This window comes from Photorhabdus hindustanensis, assembly GCF_002968995.1.
Taxonomy (GTDB): domain Bacteria; phylum Pseudomonadota; class Gammaproteobacteria; order Enterobacterales; family Enterobacteriaceae; genus Photorhabdus; species Photorhabdus akhurstii.
This window is the reverse complement of the sequence record NZ_PUWT01000023.1, coordinates 281969-305050: the sequence shown is the minus strand read 5'-3', so window position 1 is coordinate 305050 and position 23082 is coordinate 281969. Positions and strand designations below refer to the sequence as shown.

Annotated in this window: 18 protein-coding genes and 1 pseudogene; 13 read left to right on the top strand and 6 right to left on the bottom strand. The window is 41.3% G+C overall.

Translation table 11 applies throughout. The features are described 5' to 3' along the window. Positions 1 to 240: 240 nt before the first annotated feature. A complete protein-coding gene (locus C6H66_RS10230; RefSeq protein ID WP_105395516.1) occupies positions 241 to 1173 on the top strand; it encodes a ComEC/Rec2 family competence protein in 933 nt (310 codons plus the stop codon). Positions 1174 to 1214: 41 nt separating this feature from the next. Here C6H66_RS10230 and C6H66_RS10225 read toward each other — a convergent pair whose 3' ends face one another. From C6H66_RS10225 to tus, 3 genes and pseudogenes are all read right to left on the bottom strand, one after another. Next, positions 1215 to 1703, bottom strand: coding sequence for a hypothetical protein (locus C6H66_RS10225; protein ID WP_105395515.1), 489 nt, complete (start codon positions 1701 to 1703; stop codon positions 1215 to 1217). A gap of 51 nt (positions 1704 to 1754) precedes the next feature. Beyond that, positions 1755 to 1993, bottom strand: a pseudogene (locus C6H66_RS10220) (toxin-antitoxin system antitoxin component); the annotation flags it as partial. A gap of 71 nt (positions 1994 to 2064) precedes the next feature. Further along, the gene (tus, locus tag C6H66_RS10215) at positions 2065 to 2991 is read right to left on the bottom strand and encodes a DNA replication terminus site-binding protein (RefSeq protein ID WP_046395347.1); all 927 of its coding nucleotides are present in this window, start codon (positions 2989 to 2991) and stop codon (positions 2065 to 2067) included. Between the two features lie 591 nt (positions 2992 to 3582). Here tus and C6H66_RS10210 point away from each other — a divergent pair. Further along, positions 3583 to 4035: a hypothetical protein gene (locus C6H66_RS10210; RefSeq protein WP_228999136.1), complete on the top strand. Its 453-nt coding sequence runs from the start codon at positions 3583 to 3585 to the stop codon at positions 4033 to 4035. A 248-nt stretch (positions 4036 to 4283) separates the two neighbouring features. Here C6H66_RS10210 and C6H66_RS10205 read toward each other — a convergent pair whose 3' ends face one another. Then, on the bottom strand, positions 4284 to 4883 hold the full coding sequence (locus C6H66_RS10205; protein WP_105395514.1) for a lytic polysaccharide monooxygenase: 600 nt from the start codon (positions 4881 to 4883) through the stop codon (positions 4284 to 4286). A 394-nt stretch (positions 4884 to 5277) separates the two neighbouring features. Here C6H66_RS10205 and C6H66_RS10200 point away from each other — a divergent pair, with 394 nt between their 5' ends. Continuing rightward, the gene (locus C6H66_RS10200; RefSeq protein ID WP_046395332.1) at positions 5278 to 6390 is read left to right on the top strand and encodes a class II histone deacetylase; all 1113 of its coding nucleotides are present in this window, start codon (positions 5278 to 5280) and stop codon (positions 6388 to 6390) included. Between the two features lie 103 nt (positions 6391 to 6493). Here the strand turns inward: C6H66_RS10200 and C6H66_RS10195 are convergent, their stop codons facing one another. Further along, positions 6494 to 8101 (bottom strand): ABC transporter substrate-binding protein, encoded by a 1608-nt coding sequence (locus tag C6H66_RS10195; RefSeq protein ID WP_105395513.1) that lies wholly within the window; start codon positions 8099 to 8101, stop codon positions 6494 to 6496. 446 nt (positions 8102 to 8547) lie between these two features. Here C6H66_RS10195 and C6H66_RS10190 point away from each other — a divergent pair, with 446 nt between their 5' ends. From C6H66_RS10190 to C6H66_RS10140, 10 genes are all read left to right on the top strand, one after another. Continuing rightward, the gene (locus tag C6H66_RS10190) at positions 8548 to 10953 is read left to right on the top strand and encodes a DMSO/selenate family reductase complex A subunit (RefSeq protein WP_105395512.1); all 2406 of its coding nucleotides are present in this window, start codon (positions 8548 to 8550) and stop codon (positions 10951 to 10953) included. A 302-nt stretch (positions 10954 to 11255) separates the two neighbouring features. Continuing rightward, positions 11256 to 12773 (top strand): M60 family metallopeptidase, encoded by a 1518-nt coding sequence (locus tag C6H66_RS10185; protein WP_105395511.1) that lies wholly within the window; start codon positions 11256 to 11258, stop codon positions 12771 to 12773. A 560-nt stretch (positions 12774 to 13333) separates the two neighbouring features. After that, the gene (locus C6H66_RS10175) at positions 13334 to 14764 is read left to right on the top strand and encodes a gamma-aminobutyraldehyde dehydrogenase (RefSeq protein WP_105395510.1); all 1431 of its coding nucleotides are present in this window, start codon (positions 13334 to 13336) and stop codon (positions 14762 to 14764) included. Between the two features lie 15 nt (positions 14765 to 14779). Next, positions 14780 to 15553 carry a nuclear transport factor 2 family protein gene (locus C6H66_RS10170; RefSeq protein WP_105395509.1) on the top strand — a complete coding sequence of 258 codons (774 nt, stop codon included), beginning with the start codon at positions 14780 to 14782 and terminating at the stop codon, positions 15551 to 15553. Then, the gene (locus tag C6H66_RS10165; protein ID WP_146111038.1) at positions 15490 to 15747 is read left to right on the top strand and encodes a hypothetical protein; all 258 of its coding nucleotides are present in this window, start codon (positions 15490 to 15492) and stop codon (positions 15745 to 15747) included. The genes C6H66_RS10170 and C6H66_RS10165 overlap by 64 nt, the downstream gene beginning before the upstream one ends. Before the next feature lie 37 nt (positions 15748 to 15784). Then, positions 15785 to 17062: a 4-aminobutyrate--2-oxoglutarate transaminase gene (locus C6H66_RS10160; RefSeq protein ID WP_105395507.1), complete on the top strand. Its 1278-nt coding sequence runs from the start codon at positions 15785 to 15787 to the stop codon at positions 17060 to 17062. A 33-nt stretch (positions 17063 to 17095) separates the two neighbouring features. Further along, positions 17096 to 17464, top strand: coding sequence for a DUF805 domain-containing protein (locus C6H66_RS10155; RefSeq protein WP_105395506.1), 369 nt, complete (start codon positions 17096 to 17098; stop codon positions 17462 to 17464). A gap of 57 nt (positions 17465 to 17521) precedes the next feature. Next, positions 17522 to 19063: an NAD(P)/FAD-dependent oxidoreductase gene (locus C6H66_RS10150; RefSeq protein ID WP_105395505.1), complete on the top strand. Its 1542-nt coding sequence runs from the start codon at positions 17522 to 17524 to the stop codon at positions 19061 to 19063. A gap of 476 nt (positions 19064 to 19539) precedes the next feature. Beyond that, the gene (locus C6H66_RS10145) at positions 19540 to 21042 is read left to right on the top strand and encodes a PhoPQ-activated pathogenicity-related family protein (RefSeq protein WP_105395504.1); all 1503 of its coding nucleotides are present in this window, start codon (positions 19540 to 19542) and stop codon (positions 21040 to 21042) included. Positions 21043 to 21424: 382 nt separating this feature from the next. After that, positions 21425 to 22195 carry an SDR family oxidoreductase gene (locus C6H66_RS10140; RefSeq protein WP_105395503.1) on the top strand — a complete coding sequence of 257 codons (771 nt, stop codon included), beginning with the start codon at positions 21425 to 21427 and terminating at the stop codon, positions 22193 to 22195. Positions 22196 to 22276: 81 nt separating this feature from the next. On the opposite strand, the gene C6H66_RS10135 is transcribed toward C6H66_RS10140, so the two are convergent. Beyond that, a complete protein-coding gene (locus C6H66_RS10135; protein ID WP_105395502.1) occupies positions 22277 to 22960 on the bottom strand; it encodes a hypothetical protein in 684 nt (227 codons plus the stop codon). Positions 22961 to 23082: the final 122 nt, after the last annotated feature.

The window sequence follows — 23082 nt, the reverse complement described above, 5'->3', positions numbered from 1 at the left end:
TAAACAATATTAGGAAGCTAATTTTAGGGGGTTGTGGAGCAACGGAACAGTAAACGCCGTTAACCGTTATTTTGGTTCTGTTACTCTCTAAACCCCATCTTCAATTAAAAAGCGCTTATACTTATTATCCTTCAAGGTGTATTGATTATCTCCCCGCGATGTGAGAGATATAACAATCTTATTGACTGCATCTTCAAATTAATTGCGTATATTATAAATAAATAACGAGGAATCTAAGAAATGGGTGATGAATTAAAGGGAATCAGAACAAGATTTAGAGCATATATGTTACCTAGTGCTGGTTCATGCTTTTCTTATGCTACAGAGAATGAATTTGTTTTGATTGAAGCCAGAGCACCAGAGAATGTTAGAGATAGGATATTGGAAGAAATGAAATTATTTCAATATAAAACGATATCAACTCTACATATAACAAGTTGGGATCAGGATCACTGTACACCTACTGAGTTAGATTGGATTTTAAACACTCTCAAACCGAAAAAAGTAGAATATCCTGGATATGATCCAGAATCCAATTCAGGTAGTGCTAAAGCTTTATGTTTAATAAAACAGTATAAAAAACAAAAAAATAATGCTACAACTATTATTCCTGTAACACCAGAATTTATAAGAAGCTTAAAATCTGGTTCTAGATACAGCTATAAGAATATTATCTTCCATCCAAGAGAATACTCAAAAAAGGCAAACGATAATTCAATTGTCAAATTTTTCCGTTCTGGAATGTTCAATGTATTAAGCTTAGGTGATGTTGAATCTGCTGAAATAGGGGTATTATTAAAAAATAGCTCGCTAATAGATGAAGTTGATATAATAATTCTACCTCATCATGGTGGTCATAGTGATGTACTAACAAAAGATTTATTAGAAAAAATAAAGCCGTCAATCGCAATATGTAGCAGTAATCACGGCAATCAATATGAACATCCAAAACAGAACGTCAGAGATTTACTACGTGACTTAGATATTAAATTATATACTACAAAATCTCAAGATGTTATAGTTGAGTCTACTGGGAATAATGTTGGTAGCTATGATATATATGACTTAAAAGTTAATAAAAATAATGAGAAAGAAGAAATTATTGAAAATTTTAAACCCAAGAAGTTTATAGAACTAAGAAAGCATGATGACAACAGAAAAAAAAAGTTATAAATCAAAAATATATAGATAATCTTAATAGGGTTGCCGCGTCATTAACTTGACGCGGTATATTTTTCAACTCTTTTTACAATAAATCCTGTCTGCTTTTTATATGAAAAAGCATAAATTAAAAACGCCAATAATAATCCCAAAAAATTACAAGTATTAAACTTATCCGAAAAGAAAAAACACAATAAATTTAATAGATTTAAAATTAAAAACATTGAGTAAAAGGATCTATACATGTTATTTATTTCAGTCAAAACCTCTATTTTTCCATCTTGTTTTTCTGCTGTAATATAATTTTGATAATTTACCATTTTTATGCGAAAAATAAAATCAATCAATGGCGAAATCAATGAACCAACCCTACTAATTATTGAACCAAGAAAATAATAAAAAAATAGTCCAATCACTGTATTATTTTGAATGAATTTAAATTTATAATCAAACAACTCATCACTTAAAAAAGCAAAAATAACTCCTGGTATTAAATAATTAAATATATGATAACTACTTATTTTTTTTACAAGCTCATCCATTTACTTAACCTCATGCAAATATTTTCTATATAGTCGCACAATACCATAGGGTTTACCTTTACCTGAGCAGCGTCTTGAATAGCTGCGTATTTTGGCACCTGCAATCCGCAAAATATCCCCTTTACCAAACGTTGACCAATGTTGTATTTTATCAACTATAGTGATTGGTAACCCTTCATTTAACCTTCATTTAATATTGCATTCAGATGTGGCCCACTGCTTGATGGGAAACCAACTGTTCGCCAAAGTGGGTTACTCTGGACTTTGTGGCTTGGTGTAAAAACTTGCATAAGCACCTCCTCGGTCTTTGTCACTATTATAATAGACAATTGACTATGCTTGGTCAAATAAGCAACATGCACTAAATCTCACGATATAAATGTAGTCTCGGAATAATTAACTCTAGTGGTTTGGCTTTGGGTTTATAGCGATGCACTATGGCACTGGCATCGTAGTGAGTAAGCCTACCTATCTTTGGTTGGTTATCGCCATAGTTAACATAAAATGCAATGATTGGCAGGGGACAAGCATATTGCACTTGCTTTTGTTGTTCCGCATACCAGACTCGTGCAATGGGTTGTACTTTTACTGGACGTTTGATTTTTAACACCACATCATCAGGCAATTTTTTTATATCGATAATTTCTTTGGCGACTAATGCCGCCCATTGTTCACGAGAATAGGGGGAAACAGCACGCCCAGAGTTATAACTCTTTTCTAAGCGTTGCAGAATTTGATCTTTTGTAACTTTATTAATGATATTTTTATTCGCCCAACCAAAACGAACTGAATCAGGATTGAGAAGGGGAGTGATGGTTCTATAAGCGTTTAAAGTTATCAAACCATGTAACTGACTGTGAACAAACTCAAACCGTTGTTCTTTATCCACCCCTGATTGCACAGTTACGATATGTTCAAGTTCTGCTTTCAACTTATTAATTTCTTCAATCAAAAGTAAAGCAGAGCGATATTGTGGTTGATTCACAGAAAAACATAATACACCGGGAAGACGAACGGCAGCTTTACTACTGATATTTTGATTGTTGTGATAGATAAATAGCTTCTGGTAATGACTTAATCCTAGATTTAGAGCGTCATTACCAGTCATTTCATTAACAATGATTTCTGTTACAGGGTCATGTTCACTTCCTTTCTCTACTTCTGGCAAAACGAACACGTGAGCGGCTAGAAGGGAATAGTTATGTAGTTGTTCGTACAGTTGTTTTAACTTGCTCTCTTGTTGTTGAAAACAACGATTCAAGTCTTCAATTGATAAGTATTTATTCATTTCAATAACAAAATTAGTTACAACATACATTCATTATAAAACAAAAAAGGTGCAAACATCAAACTCATAAGTAACATTCAAAAGCAAAGCATGAAATTCACATACGTCGGATGCATGTTCAACCGCCTAGAACGTTACAGTGAACAAGATTGTTTGGTGGAAATATCCATTTCAGCAGCTGCACAACAATGCCCGAAATTGGGGAAATAGAGACAGGTTTTAGTGAATTAGTTAGCCATAGCTGGAGGTGTTGCAATACTACCAACAAGGATAAATTTCATCGCTATATTCAATCTGATTGAATACCAAGTCCATATTGTGAATTAAATACAGAGTACGATTACAAAAAATAAAAATCGCCGTTCTATAAACAATAAAAGTTATAATATCTTTGTGTAGAAATTCATGATTGGATTGTCGATGTCATTTATTATGATATTTTATAGATATTTATATATCAGGATGCTGATGTTTATTATTAATATTACGCTTCATTAAAAATGACACAATAATTAAAATATCTATCTAAATGAATGTGAATACAATGAATACCACATAAACTAACGAAAAATGACTACGGGAATAATGATTATGGGAATACTCACAGGCAACGATATTCCTATCCCAGGAAAATCCTATATTATTCATCCGTATCCAGCGGGTGATTACGCAACTGCTGTAACGGTGGCTAGTATATTTCATGCAGTGCCGGGGAGCGTTTCATTGGCAATATGGGAGAGCAATACACTACACCAAAAATTTGAGTGCGTCTGGCATGGGGGCTACCTTGGCTTTATTTGCCGGGCATCCCCTGTAAGTGATCAAGGGGCTTACCTTGGCTACGACGCTCACGAGACACTTATCTGTAAAGCTCAGTACCAGCAAAAATGGGAAGATATGGTTGTGATTAAGCGTCCGTCTGGAGGATTCGAGTGGTGTATGAGGAAGGATGACCATCTTGCATTTGTTGGAGTTCAGGGCCACATACAGCTAAAGATATTTAAAGACTTTACCGGGACATGGGGCTTCACCGAGTGGCTCTGACCTCAAAATCCAGCAGTTAAACGGGGGGCTTTGATGAATATTGTTTTTGGTATAGTACGCGAATAATGACTATTTATGACTATTTATGACTATTTTTATCGATTATTTCTATTGACCAAACATAATGTTAATTTTGTTTTCATAAACATCTTTGTTTACATCGAAATTAACTTAGCTCAATGGATGGAACAAGAAACCCGATAAACAGGAACAGCATCATGCTGTTCCTGATAATAGTTATTTTATAATCAAGCAGGGCTAATTGTTGTATCAATCACTTGGTAAAATGCATTGAGGGTATCTGAAATTGTCCAAACACCCAGTATAATGTGATAACCTTGATAACCATCTGGTAAAGTACATTTATTAATAACTCTGCTGCCCGGCATTTTTTCCTGATAATCCTCAAAACAGAAAGGTGTGCTATTAAATTGCTCTCTGGTTAAAGGTTTATTGGGATCCCAATCAGATTTGGTAATAAAATATTCCCAACTTGAGGTTTTGTGTTGAATCATAATTTCCCACTGGAACTCAATATCACCGGTAGTAATAGGAATTTTTTTCCAACGATCTTCGGTTTGAATATCCAATTCGCCAAAATGACCAATGCCGGCACTGGCAATATGGCCATCTTCTGGACCCGCTTGTGGAAAGCCTTTCTTCGCTTCAAGAGATTGAGGTTCATACTTGACCAATCCACAATCCGTATTTTGTTCATTTCCCTGTGCAGAACAAAGGAATGCACGACTTCCTGGGCGGTCAATATAACCATGAGCCCATGCGCCATTAAATAAAGCAGTAATTATCGTCGTGGCTAAAGTCATCACTTTCACTTTATGTTTATACATAATAGTGTCCTCCACTTTACAGGATAATTTATCTATGACAAATAAAGCCCCAGGACTTAACTATCAATTCTAGATAAATATAATATGATTATCCATTTCATAAATTGATTAATAATCTAATTATATTAAGTTATTGAAATTTTGTTTGAAATATGCCTGTTATTATTTTTTGTAATATAAAAGGATATGATTTTCTTAATTTATTTCACATAGTTCATACAATAGTCAATTAATGCGTTTCAGGTAACGTCAGCTATCTCAAAAACACTTATTTATGGTTATGGTGATGTATCTTCGTCAGTCTATTCTTATGCAGATAATTCAAATAAAGAAATTATCGATAAAGGTAATGAAAACCGATTTGTGAGTTAATTTAATGTAGAAGGAAATGATAATGAAGCGAAATACAGGGTTTTTCTTTGATGAATATTGTTTTTGGCATACCACTGGTATGTATATAACGACTCTGCCTGTCGGTGGCTGGGTTCAGCCTTCTTCTGGAACTGCACATGCCGAATCGCCGGAAACAAAAAGGCGGTTGAAAAATTTGATAGATGTATCAGGCTTGAGCCGCTCTTTGCACCTTTCTTCGGCATCGCCTATTGATGAGCAAACACTACGAAAAATCCATCCAGAAGAGTATTTGAAGCGATTTAAGCAAGTCAGTGATAATGGTGGAGGAATGCTTGGTATAGAAGCCCCTCTGGGACCGGGAAGCTATGAAATTGCTAAGCTTTCAGCTGGCCTTGCTTGTGCTGCGGTGAAAGCCGTGCTTAGCGGTGAGCTTGATAATGCTTACAGCCTTTCTCGACCGCCAGGTCATCACTGCTTGCCTGATAAGCCAATGGGATTTTGTTTCCTGGCAAATATCCCATTGGCCATTGAACAGGCAAAAGCATGTTTTGATTTAAAACGAGTTGCGGTCGTTGATTGGGATGTTCATCACGGTAATGGTACTCAGCATATTTATTGGGATCGTTCTGATGTTTTGACCATCTCGCTACATCAGGATGGTTGTTTCCCTAACGGATACAGCGGTGAAGATGATATCGGGGAAGGCGAGGGGACAGGTTATAACATGAATATCCCATTACTTGCTGGAGCCGGACATAATAGCTATATCTATGCAATGACACAGATAGTACTTCCTGCGCTTGAACGCTTTAAACCGGAACTGATTATTGTCGCCTGTGGCTATGATGCGAATGCGGTGGACCCTCTGGCAAGGATGCAGCTCCATAGTGAAAGTTTTCGGGAGATGACCCAACTAGTGCAACAGGCAGCAGATAATTTATGCGACGGAAAACTCGTTGTTGTGCATGAAGGCGGGTATGCGGAATCCTATGTCCCATTCTGTGGATTGGCTGTACTTGAACAGATGAGCGGCGTTCGTACGGAAGTCAAAGATCCAATGTTAGATTCTATACGCTTGCAGCAGCCAAGAGCTGAGTTTGAGTTATTTCAACAACAGCAGCTTGATAAACTTAAAGAAAAATTCGGTCTTTAAACTTTGTTACGTAGGTTTGCTCCACATAGTTTGGGAGCAAACCTATAAAGCTAAAATCTGTTCAAAACCGTAATATCGACTCAAATACTACAATAATATGTTATTAATGCTTAATAACATAAAGATCTTTTGTCGACACGAAACCCAACGGACTCATATAATACCCACCAATATAAGGCTTCACTAATCTAACACCGATATAGTAATAAACAGGAATTGCCGGTACATCTTTTGCCAGAATATCCTCCGCTTGCTGAAAGTATTTTCGTTCATTTGTTGCTTTAGCTTTATTTATCAAATCATCATAAGCAGGATTGCTATATAAGAATGTATTATTAGAACTATCAGTAACAAAGTTATTTAAAAACGAGGCTGGATTATCATAATCAGCAATCCGCGCATATCTCACCATCTCAAAATTACCTTGACGAATAACATCCAACATGGCCTTTCGTTCTTGGTTCTGCAAAACAATATCTACATCCAGACTTTTTTTCCACATTGAAGTCGCCGCAATAGCAATCCGTTTATGCTCTTCTGATGTATTATAAAGAAGTTTAAATTTCAATGGATTATCTTTATTATAACCCGCTTCATTTAGCAATTGCCTGGCTTTCTCAACTCTTTCCTGCTGTGTCCATGATGCATAATCAGGTTGCCCTAAATCCATTCCTCCAGTATTTGGAGGGGTATGATTATAAGCAGGTTCTTGGCCTTGCCCTAAGACTTTATTCGCTATGATCTCTTTATCTAAAGCCAGATTTAATGCCTGTCTGACCCTAACATCATTAAAAGGCGCTTTTTGATTATTAAGATCATAATAATAAACACCTAATGCTGGCGTGATATGAACCTGGCTACCTAATTTGGCCTTTAAAGATTTAAATAAAATTGATGGAATATTCTTGGTGATGTCAATTTCATCGGCCAGATAGCGATTTATATCTGCTGTTTCTGATGCTATTGGAAGATAAGTGACTTGATTAATAACAGTATGGGCATTATCCCAATATTGTGAGTTCCTGATTCCAACAACTTTTTCATTAACAACCCATTCGGCCAACTTAAATGGCCCACTACTGACAAATACATCGGAATGAGTCCATTTTTCGCCATATTTTTCAACCGCTTTTTGGCTGATGGGTACCATGACAGGATACGCCAACATCTGTAAAAAATAGGATACCGGTTGTTCTAACGTTACTTCCAAAGTCAAATTATCCAGTGCTTTTACACCTAATTCATCAATCTTCTTCTTACCAGAAACAATATCTTTAGCATTAGCCACGTGCATGTTGCCAAGATAACTGCCATACGGAGACGCAATTTTGGGATCAACTAAACGCCGCCAGCTAAAAACCACATCATGGGCAGTAATAGGGGAGCCATCAGACCACTTTATTCCTTTTCTTAGATGAAATAACCACACTTTATTATCTTTGGTTTCCCAACTAACCGCTAAATCAGGATTGATTTTTCCATCGCTGCCCGCGCTAACTAAGCCACTGAAAAAATCATGAATAATATTGAATTCAACATCATTTTCAACTTTATGAACATCAAGAGATACAGGTTCTGAACCATTATTGCGAGTGATATCTTGATTCACTGACAATAATGTACCTGCTGGAATAATTGCGGCATGGGATAATGCCAGATTGCCAAATATAATGCCTGTGAATAAGGATATATTCCTTAATGTTTTATTCATCGTTTGTTCTCCAAGGAAATTTCATTTGAGGTATCCATTTCAGGAAAATCAATCATTTGATAACTAAGGTTTTTATGCAATTTTGCAAACTAAACTTCAGAATGTTTATGACTATTTCAGATATTAAGTTAAAATTATATGATTCTATTGAATACCCTATTTTGAATGCGAGAGGTATAACTATCATTAAGTATTAGTATAAAATAATTAGCACTACTCCATCAATATCATGAAATTTAAGTAATAAATTTATATACACCTTGAAATATTCACTCGTGATATAAATTATTTTAAAATATTCATTTCAGTATCAATTTTTTAGCCATATTTAGCAAAACTTTTCAAGAAAATGTGATCTAAATTGTATTAATCCTTGATCGCTATCAACATTTAAACCGTTTTTTCTAAATAACATCCAGCGAATAAGATGCAATGTGGAGGCTAATATGAAATATAGAAAAATAAATCATGAAGCCAATGAACAGAATGATGACCTGACAGTCAGCCGTCGTCGTTCTATTCAAGCAAGTGCAGCGCTTATATCTATTCCTTTTGTTTCTGCCCGCCAAGCAATCGCCGAAGAGAAAACAAGCCAAGGCCCGCTACCGATTCATGTTATTGATACAGGTGAAACAAAAGTCATACCCACCTGTAGTACGTTTGATTGCGGAGGAAGATGCGATATCCGAGCTCATGTCCGAGAAGGTGTTGTCACCCGCATCACCACCAGACCTGATCATGAACTCGATGAAGCAATGCCGATCATGCAAGCTTGCATACGCGGCAAGGGCTATCGCAAATTTGTTTATCATCCTGATCGTTTAAAATATCCGATGAAACGAGTTGGCAAGCGGGGAGAGGGGAAATTTGAACGAATCTCCTGGGATGAAGCGACAACCATTATTGCGGATAAGCTAAAAAATATTACTGAAAAATATGGCCCGGCTTGCCGCTACGTTAGCGTTAATACCGCGGTAATCGGCGGTGTATCATCAGGTGATAAAATGTTGCGTCGTTTACTTAATATTACCGGCGGACATTTACAATTTTACCATTCCGTAAGTATGGGCAATACAGCGGCAGCGACACCCTATACCTATGGCGTAGCAACTTCGGGTAGCACACTGGATACCTTAGAAGATACTCCTTTGGTGATCCTTTGGGGCCATAACCCCGCTGAAACTATTTTTGGTCACTCCAACCACTATTTCCAGAAGATGAAAAAGAACGGCACCAAATTTATTGTTGTCGATCCCCGTTATTCTGATTCTGCTTCCTCGCTGGCTGACCAATGGATTCCTTTGCTGCCAACAACTGATAACGCATTAATGGATGCAATGATGTATGTGATTGTCAGTGAAAACCTGCACGATAAAGAATTTATCGATCGTTATACGATTGGTTTTGATGAAGACAATATGCCGGATGGCGTTCTTCCTGCCAATGAATCTCTGGTTGCTTATCTGACAGGCGCTAAAGATGGCATTGTGAAAACAGCAGAATGGGCTGAAAAAATCACTAAAGTGCCGGCGAATATCATTCGTCAGCTTGCCCGTGAATATGCCAGCACTAAACCCGCAGCCCTGATTCAAGGATGGGGTCCACAACGTCACATCTGTGGTGAACGTGTCGCACGTGGTTCAACAATTTTAGCTACAATAACCGGCAATGTGGGTAAAAAAGGGGGATGGGCAGCAGGTTTCGGTGGTATTGCTGGTAACAAATCCCTCTATGGACTCGATCTGGGTCAAAACCCGGTAAAAGAAAAAATCTCCGTGATGAACTGGGTCCAGGCAGCCGATGATGCCAGTAAAGTTACCCCAGCAGACGGTTTAGTGGGCGCTGATAAGCTGAATACCAATATTCGTATATTATTCTCGTTGGCCGGTAATTACCTTGCAAATCAAAACCCTGATATCAATCAGGCAGTAAAAATATTGGCAGATGAATCCAAAATTGAATTCATTGTCTCCAGTGATCTTTATCTAACACCAAGCGCCCGATATGCCGATATTTTATTGCCGGAAACCAGTTTTATGGAACGTTGGAATATTGGCTTTCCTTGGGGCACCGGCAGTTATTTCATTCTGTCATCAAAATTGATCGAACCTGAATTTGAACGGCGCTCTGATTATGAATGGATACGCGAAGTTGCAGCAAAACTGGGCGTTGAACAGGAATTTAGTCAAGGTCGTGACGAAAAAGCATGGATAGCCCATATTATGGAATCTAATCGTCAGGCTATGCCAAAAGAAAATTTGCCCACGTTTGAGGAATTACAACGAACAAGCAAACATCTTTTCAAAATACCGCCTTATGTGGCTTTTGAAGAAAATATTCGTGACCCAGAAAACCATCCATTTCCCACACCTTCAGGAAAAATAGAGATATTTTCTAAACGTCTGTACGACATGCAACATCCTGAAATCCCTGCGTTGTCACATTATGTGCCGGCATTCGAAGGGCCGGAGGATAAATTAACTAAAAAATACCCGTTGCAATTAATTACCTGGAAAGGGAAAAACCGCTCCAATTCAACCCAATATTCAAATTTAAAGGAGGTACAAACCCAGAAGTTGTGGATTAATCCGTTGGATGCGCAGGAACGCAAAATTAAACAAGGGGATTTGGTTCGAGTATTTAATGATCGCGGAGTTTCTATGATCCCGGCGGAGGTAACTCAACGTATTATCCCCGGCGTGGTAGCAATGCCGACCGGCGCATGGTGGCAACCGGATAAAAATGGCGTTGATTGGGGCGGTTGTGTCAATGTGCTAACATCATCCCGTAAAACCCCGCTTGCACATGGAAACTCCCATCAGACATTACTGGTCGAGGTCAATAAAGCCTGATTGAATTTATAGAATATGCGCTGGTAAGCAACCGACAATTAGGCTTTTTTATTGATTCACCCCATTGTTCAGGATGTAAAAGTTCCTGTCGCTAATATGTTTCTGAGATAAAGTTGCCTCGGAAAATATTCTTAGAGAAATAAAATCATTTCCTGATAGATGACTTTATTATGGATGTTGGACAAATTGTTAGTAATGATATCATTTCAAAATGAATCGTGAGTTATTCTATAGATTCGACGAGATGCAGTTAATCTACATTTTTACAATACTTCCATTCTAAATAAAAAGGTAATAATTAAATGAGCGAGAACAAAAAAGAGATAATTGTACAAGGTAACGGTTCTACTAATGAATATAAAGCAATACAACGAAGAACTTTTGCACACAGTGAATTACAACCCTCAGGGTTTTACGTTATTTCCGGTCAAGAAGTGATTATTGATGTTGAAGGAGAAATAAACGGTGCTATTAATGCGGTGATTGGTGTCCCTGAATTAAATAAACCAGTAAAATACTTATTAACGAAAGGGTTAAATAAACTGAGACCAAGGAATGAAGGTTTACTCTGTTTTACCAATAACAACAATCATGGTCATGTAAAGGTCATTATTAAATCAGAATTACAACCAGTGCCATCATTTAAGCTGAATGAAACCAGTAATACAGATTGGGAAAGTATGATGGAATTATATTCTAAAGCACCTGTTGTTCAACTTAGCAGTGAACGAGCAGTAATTGTTGTAAGATATAAGAGTGCTAAGAAATACCTTACTGATCCCAATGCATTAATGAAATATTATGATAATTTTATTCGTTTACAGGATAATATATCAGGATTATTAGAAGATGGAAAAGCAGACTATAAGAGCGATCCCAATAAATTATTATATGTAGAATCAGACCGTTTTTATATGTTCGCTACTCATGGGCATATGGGATTTAATGGTGACGCGGCTCTTCAACGGTTATTAACTACCAATAATGGTTGGGGGATCTGGCATGAAAGTGGTCATCAAAGGCAACAATTTCCTTATACCTGGAGTGGAGGAACCGGAATGATGGAGGTTACAGTAAACCTGTATTCTTTAGCCGTTCAAGAAGGGCTTTATGGTAGGGCAAGTCAGCTAGATAAATATTACCCCAAGATCAAAGAATATTTAGCCACTGAAAAAAAGAATTTTGATACTCAAGACGTTAATATAAAGTTGGGAATGCTATGGCAATTAAAACTAACATTTGGTGATGGGTTTTATCCTCAGCTCCATCAAATATATAGAATAATGGATTCATTACCAATAAATAATAGTGATAAAAAACAACAATTTATAATATCATCATCTCAACTGGCGAATGTTAACTTGGCTGTCTTTTTTAATAAATGGGGCATTACACCCAATGAAAAAACATTAGAAATATTAAAAACCTTGCCGCCGCTAGATAAAAATATATGGGAAAACGATGATAAAAACTTGATTACAATAAGGATGCCACAGGAAAAATATATTCCAGAGTTGGCCTATTTTATGAAAAGCATAAAGAAAACATTATTAAGTGAAAATGAATTTGAATTCACTATTGATCGTGATTGGTACACACCGTATCAATATGTTATTAAAAAGAATAATCAATATCTTGCGGAGATAAAAGATGGCAAACCATTTGATTGCAGCACAAATTTAGATGAAAATGGTTTGAATGTAAAAGTTTCTCATCATTTTATTTTAGATGATTTAATTGAAATTGAAGTCAGGTTTGCTGGAGAGAAATACGTTATTTACAATATGAAAGTTTATGATTTTAAATTATCATATTCGTAAATTCATCCAACTATATTATTCAATTATCTACAGTTTCTCAACTAACTGCTAAACGGGATTTAACTTACATCAATGCCTGTGTCAATTAATCTACTAAAGAATTCGTGAATAATATCAAATTCAACATCACTTTCAACTTTATAGACATCAAGAGACACAGGCACTGAACCATTATGACGAACAATATTCTGGAGTTGTGCACCAAGTGGAATAATTTCTGCATGAGATAATGTCAAACCTCAAAAATATAATTACTGCAAATAAAGATATATTTTTTATTGTCTTTTTCATCGTAATTTCTCCAATAAGACTTCGTTTTTTAATATTGATGTTGTAAATAACCAGGCCCCTCAATATTTTCTTCCAGTTAAAAAACTCCTCGATCCTGCTCACAGATCGGCATATTTTCCTAAACAGGAGTGTCGAAAGTTACATCTATTTTTGTTTGTATGTATCTAATTACTCTTCTATTTTAGTTAAAAAATTAACATCTACATAACAATTGAACATATTAAGTTATAGGTTATATTTTATGTTATCCAATCCATCAGGAGGTAACTATGGCGGTACCAACGCTCAGACATTTCATTAATAGTAAATATGTTGAATCTAAAGGTTCCGAATATTTTGACCTAGTAAGCCCGGTCACTGGTGAAATCTATGCACGTTCTCCTAACGCGACTGTAGCGGATGTTGATGAAGCTTATGCATCGGCTAAAGAGGCATTCAAGATCTGGGGGCGCAGCACACCGTCAGCACGTCAGCAGGCGTTGCTGGCATTAGCCGATGCGGTGGAAAAAAACGCGGAACGTCTGATCGAAGCGCAAAGCCGCAATACAGGGCAGCTCAAGCATCTGATTGCCTCTGAGGAAGTTGCGACATCAGTGGATCATATCCGTTTCTTCGCTGGCGCCGCACGCTTTCTGGAAGGCAAAGCGACTGCTGAATATCTTCCTGATATGACGACCAGCATTCGGCGTGAACCACTAGGCGTGGTGGGGCAAGTTACGCCGTGGAACTACCCGTTGATGATGGCAGTATGGAAGATAGCGCCTGCGCTGGCAGCAGGTAATACTGTGGTACTCAAACCGAGCGATACCACGCCGGAAAGTACTCTGTTGCTGGCTGAACTGGCCGCTCCATTCTTCCCTATAGGCGCATTCAACGTGGTGTTGGGTAATGCCAGCGCGGGTGCGCTGGTCGTTTCACACAAAACGCCAGCTATGGTTTCCATCACGGGTTCCGTGCGCGCAGGTTTGCAGGTTGCCTCTTCAGCGGCGGCGAATCTCACCAGAGCGCATTTGGAGCTAGGCGGCAAAGCGCCAGTGGTTGTTTTCGCCGATGCAGATATGGACAAAGCGGTGGAGACCATTGCGACCGCGGGATATTTCAATGCGGGTCAGGATTGTACGGCAGCCTCGCGTGTGCTGGTGCATGAATCTGTTTACGATACCTTTGTCGCCAAACTGGTGGCGGCGGCTAAAGCTACCCGCTTTGGCTATCCAGAAGATGAAGAGGCTCTGTATGGGCCGCTCAATAATGCTCGTCAGCTGGAGCAGGTCAAAGGGTTCATTACGCGTTTGCCCGCTCATGCCCGTATCGAAACAGGAGGCCGTCAGGCCGAACGCTCGGGTTATTACTTTGAACCCACGGTAATTACCGGTCTGGAACAGCACGACGAAGCAATTCAGACTGAGATTTTCGGCCCGGTTATCACGGTGCAGAAATTCCGCGATGAACAGGATGCCATAGAGAAAGCTAACGACGTGAAATACGGACTGGCATCCAGTGTCTGGACCCGCGATCATGGCCGCGCGGTGCGCCTATCACGTGAACTCGATTTCGGTACCGTCTGGATTAACACCCATATTCCTCTTACGGCAGAAGCGCCGCATGGCGGCTTCAAGAGCTCCGGATATGGTAAAGATCTGTCGGCTTATGGCTTCGATGAATATACGCGTATCAAACATGTGATGAGTTCCAACGACTGACACAGGACATCCGTAATGATTCAGAATAGATCTCCGCGCGACTTAGTGTCGCGTGCGCACCACGAGCTGTTTACTGACCGTGATGTAGGGGCGCTTGAGCGTTATTTTGCGCCGCATTTCATCGAACATTCCCCGTTGGTCAAAGATGGTCTTGCCGGATTGCGTGAGCTGGTCTGGGCACATCCTGAACTGCGCCACGAAACGTATCGTGTACTGCAAGATGGTGATCTGGTCGCCATCCACGGTCGTTTTACGGGATTAGACGACTGGCCGTTGGTCGGTTTCGATCTGTACCGGGTGGCCGACGGCTTAATCGTAGAACACTGGGACGGCCTGGTGCCGCAGGCGGCGCCCAACGTCAGTGGCCGGACTCAGTTAGACGGCCCGACTGAAGCAGGCGATGGCCATGACCGAGAGAAGAATCGTGAGCTGGTAGTCAACTTTTTCACACATACCCTGATCGAAGGTCACTACGAAGAGTTTGGAAACTACACTAATGGTGAATTGTTTCGCCAGCACAGCCCCGATATTCCCGATGGTACGGCGGCAGTCATCTCGTTTCTTAAGCAACTCCGGGATGAGGGGCAGGGCCTGCATTACACTAAAATTCACCGTACGGTAGCCGATGGGCAGTTTGTTCTGACCCATTCGGAGGGGAGTATCGCCGGAGCGCGTCACAGCTACTTCGAGCTATGGCGCATTGAGGACGGCAAAGTGGCTGAACTTTGGGATGCTATCACCCCGGTGCCGGAGGATGCGAAAGCACTGCATCGCCACGGTATTTTTTAGCGTTGATCGATACCCGGCGCGAAGCTTGTGTTCGCGCCGCAACCGGATGCCCATATACCGGCAGATATGAGTTCATCGACGCTCCCTATGTGGATTATGTCGGCATTGCGGCGGCGGATATGCTGGTGTCGACGCTGGATCAGTTACTTCTACCAGCTCTGGGAGCTATATCACATCGGGCGTCTGTCTGTTGAAGCTCGCTTATTTCAGATTGCTGAGGAGTTTTCATTTATGACTGGAGCTATATTAGCCAAAAGACACAGCGAGGCTATTGCAAAAGGCGTGAGCGTGGCCACACAAGTCTATGTGGAGCGTGCGGAAAACGCTGAAATTTGGGACGTTCAGGGGCAACGTTACATCGATTTTGCCGCCGGTATCGCCGTGGTAAATACCGGCCACTGCCATCCGCGCGTCATCACGGCCGCCAAAGAACAAATGGAACAGTTTACCCACACTTGTCATCAGGTAGTGCCCTACGAAAATTATGTGGCGCTGGCCGAACGTCTGAACCGCTTGGTGCCCGGTAATTTTGCGAAGAAAACCGTCTTTGTCACTACTGGGGCTGAGGCGGTGGAAAATGCCGTGAAGATCGCACGTGCCGCTACCGGTCGCAGTGGCGTGGTCGCTTTCAGCGGCGCTTTCCATGGCCGTACTTTCCTCGGTATGTCATTAACCGGCAAAGTTGCACCGTACAAAATGGGGTTCGGCCCGTTGGTTAGCGACGTTTACCGTATTCCGTTTCCGGTCGGGCTGCATGGCATTAGTGTGGAACAAACGCTGAATGCGCTGGAAAATCTCTTTAAAGCCGATATTGAGCCAACACGCGTCGCGGCCATCATCATCGAACCGGTACAGGGCGAAGGCGGTTTCTATCCTGCACCTCCTGAACTGCTCAAAGCTCTGCGTGAGATCGCCGATTACCACGGCATTGTACTTATCGCCGATGAGATCCAGACCGGTTTCGCGCGTACGGGCAAACTGTTTGCTATGGAGCATCATGAGGTTGTTGCCGATCTGACCACTATGGCGAAAAGTCTGGCGGGCGGTTTGCCGCTGGCGGCTGTAACGGGACGAGCCGAGTTGATGGATTCCGTAGTGCCTGGTGGTCTGGGAGGAACCTATGGTGGTAATCCGGTAGCGATTGCGGCCGCTCATGCGGTGCTAGATGTGATCGAAGAAGAAAAGCTGAATGCGCGAGCGACGCAGTTGGGAGACCAGCTAACACAGCGGCTGCATGAACTACGACCGCGTGTTCCGCAGATCGCCGACGTACGTGGGCTCGGGCTGATGATTGCGGTGGAGTTTAACCATGCGGACAGTCAGGAACCCAATGTCAGCTTTACCAACGCGGTACGTCAGAAAGCGCTGGAGCGTGGTCTGATCCTGCTGACATGCGGTGTACACGGCAATGTGATCCGTTTCCTTCCGCCACTGACCATACAAAATAACGTTTTTAATGAAGCGCTCAACATTCTGGAGTCTGTACTGCTCGATCTGGCTGAACAGTAGATAGAATCTGCTGCATCACAAGAGGGGATAACAATGCACTGGTATTTAAATGTATTAAAGAACTATGCATGCTTCAAGGGGCGAGCCAGGCGTAAGGAGTTTTGGTACTTCGTTCTGTTCCAGATCCTGGCTGTATTTATTATCTCTTTCCTTGAGCGCTACTTTGCCGTTGCCAATCCTGAGGTTTATATGGGCTGGTTCAGCGCTGTCTATCTGCTGCTCACGCTTTTGCCCACGCTAGCAGTGAATGCCCGCCGCCTGCACGACATTAACTGTAGCGCTTGGTGGTTACTACTGCATCTCATACCGTTTATCGGCACTGTTATCCTGCTGATTCTCGCCGGTCTGAAAGAGAGCTCGGGCAGCAATAAATACAGCTCAGATAGCCGGACTCACTCATAGAGAAACTCTCCAGGCCAGGCCAGCGGGTGATTTCAAAATCATGACAGGAGTGTTGAAATGACAATGAATAGAAGAGACTTTATCTCTACCGTCGCGACGCTCGCGGGGGCGGGAGTACTTTCATCCGTACTTCCCAACTTATCCCTACTCGCCCGGACCTTAACTGCGGCCGATGATCCGGCCATCAATATTGATAAGCTACGACCAACACTGTTGGAGGATGCGCAGCATAGAGTCAGCCGGTTGGGGCTGGATTCGCGCCTCTGGAGTTGGCATAAAGACGCTGCTGCTGACGCCATGCCAGCCAACTATTATGAAGCTTCTTTGACTGACTGGCCGGCTTTTGGAAGCCTGCCCGGAGACCAGAACTGCGAGGTTGTGGTTATCGGCGGTGGGTTGCTGGGCGCTTCCACGGCATTACATCTTGCTGAAGCGGGAGTGGACGTGATTCTGGTTGAAAAGGATAACATTGGTTCAGGAGCTTCTGGCCGCAACGGGGGACAGATAACCCCTGGGCTCGCACGCTGGGAAGCTAAAACCATACTGGAAAAACTTTCATTCGATGAGGCTAAACGCTTATGGCGTTTTGCATCTGTTGAAGCGATGAATCTCGTGGATGAACTCCGTGAGCGTTATAGTTTCGAATGTGACCGCAAATATGGTCATATCACTGTTGCGGTGCACGCAGGCCACATGGGGCCGCTGGTGGCTAATGCCGATGCCCGGCGCCAGTTGGGAGATACGGCGATGAGGGTTATCGGACCGCACGAACTACAGGAAAAATATGTGCGTTCGGACATCTACCACGGAGCGAATATCGACAGTATCGGTGGGCAGGTCCAACCTCTGGCACTATTGCGTGGCTTGGTTTATGGTTTCGCCAGACTGGGTGGGCGAATCTATGACAGCACGAAAGTAAAGGGCATCAGGCAGGATACTGGCGGCACAATCGTAGAAACAGAGCAGGGGACTATCAGGGCAAGTAAAGCCGTGGTGTTGGGTGTACATGCCTCCACGGGTGAGTTTATCTCCGGCCTTTCCACCACGATGCCTTTTTTCTCCTACGTAGCGGTAACGCCTCCGTTGCCAGTGGATGTCAAAGAGCTGCTCCCGTCAGATCTGCCGGTCTACGATACACAGTTACAGGTCGACTACTATCGTGCGGTACGCAACAACCGCCTGCTGTTCGGTGGACAGGGTACTGGCAATTCCTGGTCGCCGCGTGATGTGAACAACTATCTGCTTAAGCGTATCAGAACCGTGTTCCCGCAGTTGGAAAAAGCCGAACTAGAATATTCTTGGGGCGGGATCAGCGATCTGACCCTGAACGGCGCCACCGATGCCCGCAAGAGCGACGACAGAGTACCTGTGTATATGGTACATGGCTGGAATGGTCATGGAGTAGCGCAAACGGTGCGCATTGGCAAAGCTATCAGCGACGATCTTACCGGACGCAACGACGACTTTACCATGCTTACCCGCATTGACCACGCGAGTATCCCGCTGGGTTCCTATCTCTCTCCGGTAGCTATTCCGTTGGCTAAGGGTATTCTGGGTGTGATAAGCACGCTTAATCCGGCAGATATGGTTTCGTTTTGAGCATTCGGGGTCTGACCCCTATTACAGAGAGAATATAAACCGTTATGGTGCCTTTAAACTCTCAAGGAAGAGGGAAACCCAACCGTTAGAATTTGGTATTCGGATACCATAATAAATGAGCATGACCTTTTTTTACCGGGATACTGGCCGGAGGTCATTAAGTAAAAGTCAACTTGAATTCACCATTGATCGTGATTGGTACACGTCGTATCAATATGTTATTAAAAAGAATAATCAATATCTTGCAGAGATAAATGATAGCAGGCCATTTGATGGCAGTGCCAATTTAAATGAAAATGGCTTTGAGTGTAAAAGTTTCTCATCACTTTATTTTAGATGATTTGATTGAAATTGAAGTCAGGTTTTCTGGAGAGAAATACATTATTTACAATATTAAGGTTTATGATTTTAAATTATCATATTGGTAAAGTTATCCAACTATATTATTCAATTATCTATATATTAAGGATGAATTAATGTCTGGTTTTTTCAAAAGAATAATTATTACCCTGTGGGTATTGGCGGCTACTAATACTAATAGTTATGCCCAGTCTAATACAGAACAATCACCATGCTCTAATGAAGCTTATATAAATTTCATCAATGTACTTCCCTGCTATCGAGAGGGATTAGCAGTCCAGCCCCTTAAATATTCGCTTTTAAGTAAAGAAAAATTACCTCAGATTGAACTACGTCACTATCAATTAACATCACAATTCTGGTCTCCAGGAAACGTTATTCTACCTGCAAAATGGCAACACAATGTTGATATATTTATTCCTGATCATCCGCTTTCACCACGTGCACTTGTCGTTGTGAATAATGGAACTAACTATAATAGTGGATCTGAGGCGCCAATTTTGCCGACAGATTTCAGCGTGACAACTTTGGCGACTATTGCGCGGGCAACAAATACGATAATTATCTCGATCAGTAATATTCCTAATCAATATCTCGTGTACCGGGACGATGGAACACCCCGAAAAGAAGATGATAGTATTGCTCACAGTTGGACATTATTCATGAACGAGCCAGAGAAGCTGCCGTTGATACCTTTACATATTCCTATGGCGACTTCTGTTTCTCAAGCAATGACTTTGGCACAGCGGGAATTAACACCGTGGAATATTAATAAATTTATTGTTTCTGGTGCCTCGAAACGAGGCTGGACAACCTGGTTATCGGCAATAGCAGATACACGGGTTGATGCAATTGTGCCTTTTATTATCGACATACTTAACACACACGCAGCATTTAAACATGTATATGAATCTTACGGAAAAAACTGGCCGATTGCTTTTTATCCGTATTATCAGGAACATGTCGATGAAAAAGTCAATACGCCTGCATTTGCTAAATTAATGCAGATAGAAGATCCTCTGCAATATTTGGGATCAATTTATGAGTCTCGACTTGCCATTCCTAAATACATCGTCAATGCCAGTGGGGATGATTATTTCGCGGCTGATAATGCAAGACTCTATTATGATATTCTGCCTGGAGACAAATCTTTACGAGTAGCCCCCAATTCTGATCATCGTGGCATTCTGAACTTTACTGAACAGTCATTGATTACATTTATTAATCGGTTACAGCAATCTATTCCTTTGCCAAAGCTTAATACAATTCTGCATGCACAACAGAATTCGCAAATACTAACCGTCAATTTTTCAGAAAAACCTGAAAAAGTGATACGTTGGACTGCTACCAATCCAATTTCACGAGATTTTCGTTATGCATGTGGTATCCGATATAAAGCATCACCACTCGATATTAATACGCTGCAACAAGTTGAAATTTCGTTGGGTTCCCCAAACATGGGATGGGAAGCGACTTATATTGAAGCAACTTTCAGTGATGGATATGTGGCAACAACGCGAGTTTACATTACCCCTGATGACAAATATCCAGTAGGCGCGCCTTTATCAAGTGGGCCAACATGCCAAACATTGCCAGGTCGCGGGTTAGGCTCGAAATAAGATAATAATGATAAAGTCTGAATAAGCTATTTGTGAAAAATTGGACCTCCAGCATTTTCTGACGGTAACTGGAGGTCTGAATATGTCAAGCATTTAGGAAAAATGGGACATAATTCATAAAATCAACATTACCTCACCGATATGCCTTATATGAGCACTTCTGGAGTAATTCTTTATAGGTATTCTGTGTTTCACTAAGCAGATATTAATAACGTTACCGCATGAATGATCAATGGCGAATAGGTCTTGGGTAGTGTTATCTGTGTCAACTCGACCTCGATCAGATGTTTCAAGCGATATTTCGCAGCAACAACTGCATGGTCTGGGTCAATAAATATCTCGAATAGCGCCTGTGATAGCGCGATACAATGAGGAACATCAAATGGACCGTATGCTAGAAGGTAAGGTTGTCATTGTCACTGGCGGCGCAAGTGGCATCGGAGCAGGTATTGCTTTAGCTGCGGCGCGTCATGGCGCCTCAACCGTAATTATCGGTGATATCACGGATCAACCCCGAGAGGGAGGAGAGCCGGTGCTCCAGCGTCTTTATTCGCTTGGTACAAAAGCCATATTCCACCGATGTAATGTCACCTCGCGGAGCGATATGGATGCATTAGTCGATGTCGCTATACCGTTCGGCGGTGTTGATTTGATGGCTTGCAATGCCGGAATTGCATTAGCTACCGATGGCCCACAGATTAGTGCAGACGATTTTCACAAGCTGCTTACGGTCAACCTTGATGGCGTTTTATTTGGCGCACAGGCTGCTGCTGAACAGATGATAAAACTGGGCAAACGTGGAAGTATTGTGGCAACTTCAAGTATGGGGTCCATTAGGACAGGACAACTTACAACCGCCTATTCCACTAGCAAAGCGGGCGTCAATATGATGGTGGCCGCATTGGCCGATGCTTTCGGACCGTCAGGTATTCGTGTTAATGCCGTATGCCCAGGGCTAATCAATACAGCACTTCCTCTTTCCTCGCCGGAAGTCGCGAAAATGTTTGACGGGTTACGGGAGAGGATGCCTCTTCGAAGATTGGGAGAGCCGGAAGAGGTAGGAAATGCAGTCGTATGGTTAGGATCGGATCTCGCATCGTTTGTAACCGGCGTATCACTGCTAGTCGATGGCGGGCAAACAGTAGTATTGTGAGAACAAGCATTTCTGGGTAGTTGGCATATTTCGAAGGAGAGTAGGGTAAAATGGCTGTTTTCAATTACATACTGGAATTCTTTACATAGAATCAACAGAATCGAATATTTTCGCCAGCCTTACCAATTGAGCAATTTCATCATTGGAGGCGCCATTTCTGAGGATATCCAGTACCGTCGTGGATTCAGCCAGATCGATACCAGGATTAAATGTCTTGATTTTACGGATGAAAAAATCACACTTTTTTACGCCACTGACTGGACCTAGATTAGTCAGTATTTCTGGAACACCTTTTAAATATCCTTTATTACTCGTTTTTTTATTTACCGAAAATTGGAATACAGGATATAAATTCTCTACTCCCCAATTTAATACAATGAGTTTATGATTTTCACCATATTTATTTACTGTCGGGCGGGTCACTCCTAATATATCAGCAACCTTACTGGACTTATAAACGCCACCGTATTCCCCAAGATGAGCCAGAAAAGCGTTTCTACTTTCGATTAATTCCTCGTGTTCCTTCTTTTCCGGTGTGATATTTTCCACCATTTCAACATAGTTAGCCCGCCCTTTGACTTCTGCCCAAAATTCATTATCAGGTAGGGTTAACAACAGAGAAACACTCTCTGAATCTTTGTTTTTAAGCACATTAATAAAATGATCAGCAAGATTGATGACGCGTGCTTTGACCAGCTCAGACGGATCAAATCCGCTTTTCGGTTTTACTGTCGGGTCATTGGGTTGTTTTGCTGTTGTTCCCATAACTACCTCAATTATTTTGTCATTTCAAAGAATCAGCATACATGAAATGGTAGTATGTGGAAGTTCTGTCACCAGTTTCTTTTTGCATGTACTAAGAATTGATTAATAACAGATAGGTATAT